Genomic DNA, 2,754 nt, shown 5'->3' on the forward strand with positions numbered 1-2,754 from the left:
GAGACAGACCTGGAACAGCGGGTGCCTGCTCGGGGTGCGGGCCGGGTTCAGCTCCTCGACCAGCCGCTCGAACGGCAGGTCCTGGTGGTCGAACGCGGCCAGGTCGGTCTCCCGCACCCGATCCAGCAGCTCGCGGAAGGTGGGGTCGCCGGAGGTGTCGGTGCGCAGGACCAGGGTGTTGACGAAGAAGCCGACCAGGTCGTCCAGGGCTTCGTCCGCGCGCCCTGCGACGGGGGTGCCGAGGGGGATGTCGGTGCCCGCGCCGAGCCTCGTGAGCAGGGTCGCGAAGGCGGCTTGGAGGACCATGAACAGCGTGACGCCGTTGGCGCGCGCCAGGTCGGCCAGCGCCCGGTGCACGTCGGCGGGCACCCGGAGCGGCAGCGACTCGCCGCGGTGGCTCGGGTGGGCCGGTCGCGGGCGGTCGGTGGGCAGGTCCAGGCCCTCGGGCAGGTCCGCCAGCGCGGCGCGCCAGAACTCCAGCTGCCCCGCCTCCACGCCGTCCAGCAGGTCCCGCTGCCACAGCGCGTAGTCCACGTACTGCACCGGGAGCGGGGCCCACCCGGGCGCGTGGCCGTCGAGCCGGGCGCGGTAGGCGCCGGCCAGGTCGTCCAGCAGGGGGCGCAGCGACCAGCCGTCGCCCGCGATGTGGTGCAGCGTCACCAGCAGCACGTGGTCCCCGCCCGCCTCGGCGAGCAGGCGCACCCGGATCGGCGGTTCGGCCGCCAGGTCGAAGACGTGCGCGGCCTCGGCGCGCACCGCGGCGGCCACGTCGTCGGCGGCTTCGGTGGCGAACACCCGGCCGACCTCGTCGGCGGGCAGCACCCGCTGGTGCGGCGTGCCGGCCACGTCCGGGTAGACCGTGCGCAGCGCCTCGTGCCTGCCCACCACGTCCCGGACGGCCAGGTCCAGCGCGGCCGCGTCGACCGGACCGGTGACCCGGGCCGCGAACTGCACGGTGTAGGTGGTGCCGCCGCGCTCGACCTGGTCGAGGAACCACAGCCGCGCCTGGGCGGGCGACAGCGGCGGCTCGGCGGGCCGCTCGGCCGCCACGAGCGCGGGTCGGGCGGCGGCGGCGCCGTCCAGCCTGGCGGCCAGGTCGGCGACCACGGGCGCGGCGAACACGTCGCGCACGCCCAGCTCCACGTCGAGCGCGGCGCGCACCCGGCCGGTCAGCTTCGCGGCCAGCAGCGAGTGGCCGCCGAGGGCGAAGAAGTCGTCGTCGGGGCCCACTTGCCCGGCGGGCAGGCCCAGCACGTCCGCGAAGAGGGTCCGCAGGATCTCCTCGCGGGCGGTCCGGGCGGTCCGGCGGGCGGTCGCGGTGCGCTCCGGCGCGGGCAGCGCCTTGCGGTCCAGCTTGCCGTTGGGCGTCAGGGGCAGCGCGTCGAGCGACACCCAGGCGCTCGGCCGCAGGTGCTCGGGCAGCAGGTCGGCGACGTGGGCGCGCAACTGGTCCGGGGTGGCGTCGCCCACGACGTAGGCGACCAGGCGCTTGTCGCCGGGCCGGTCCTCGCGCACCACGACCGCGCTCTGCCGCACGGCCGGGTGCCGGTCCACGGCGGTGCGCACCTCGGCGGGCTCGACGCGGAAGCCGCGGATCTTGACCTGGTCGTCGGCGCGGCCCAGGAAGTCCAGGGAGCCGTCGGCGCGCCACCGCACCAGGTCGCCGGTGCGGTACATGCGCTCGCCGCTCCGGAAGGGGTCGGCCACGAACCGCTCGGCGGTCGGGCCGGGCGCGCCCAGGTAGCCGTGCGCCAGGCCGCCGCCCATGTAGACCTCGCCGGGCACGCCGACCGGCACCGGGGCGAGCCGGTGGTCCAGCACGTAGACGCGCTTGCCCGCGATGGGCGAGCCGACCGGGATGGCGGGCAGGCCGGTGTCCGCCGGCGTGATCCGCCGGCACAACGTGAAGATCATGTTCTCGACGGGGGAGTAGCCGTTGACCAGCCGCACGTCCGGCCGCAGCTCCAGCAGCCGGCGCACGTGCGCCACGGACGCGGGCTCGCCGCCGGTCATGAGCTGCCGGACGCCGGAGAGCGCGTCGGGGTGCTCGTCGAGGACGTGGTTGAGCAGGCTCGCGGACAGGTGCGCGGTGGTCACGCCGTGCTCGACGAGCAGGTCCGCGATCACGGCCGGGTCGGTGACGTGGCCCGGCTGGAGCACGCACGTGCCGCCGTGCAGCAGGGGGCCGAACAGCTCCAGCGCGAACGCGTCCCACGACACGGGGGAGCACTGCAACCAGACGTCGCCGGCCGCGAAGTCCACGTAGTCCTGGCCGGTCAGGGTGCCGACCAGGGCGCGGTGCGGCGCCAGGACGCCCTTGGGCTCGCCGGTGGAGCCGGAGGTGAACATCACGCAGGCCACGTCGGCGGGGTCGACGGCGACGGCGGGCGCGGTGGCGGGGCCGTCCGCGCCGGGGTCGACCACGATCAGGTCGAGGGCGCAGTCCGGTGTGGACACCACGTGCCGCAGTCCGGCCCGCGCCGCCACGGCGGCCAGCCGACCGGCCGGGAAGCGGGGGTCCAGCACGGTGTACGCGGCGCCCGCCTTGAGCACCGCCAGCACCGCGACCACCAGCGAGGGGTCGCGGTCGAGCAGCACGCCGACCACGTCGCCCGGCTCCGCGCCGGCGTCGACCAGGGCGTGCGCCAGCCGGTTGGCCGCCGCGTCCAGCTCGGCGTAGGTCACGGAGGCGTCGCCGGAGACGAGCGCGGTCGCGGCCGGCGTGCGCGGCGCCTGCTCGGCGATCTGCTCGTG

At 76.6% G+C, this 2,754-nt stretch carries 1 protein-coding gene; it reads right to left on the reverse strand.

Translation table 11 applies throughout. The annotated features are described in order from the left end of the window. A partial coding sequence (locus ACFV4N_RS42405) for an amino acid adenylation domain-containing protein (protein WP_499678349.1) occupies positions 1-2,754 on the reverse strand: 2,754 nt, incomplete at both ends.

Source organism: Actinosynnema sp. NPDC059797 (assembly GCF_042732085.1).
Classification (GTDB): Bacteria; Actinomycetota; Actinomycetes; order Mycobacteriales; family Pseudonocardiaceae; genus Actinosynnema.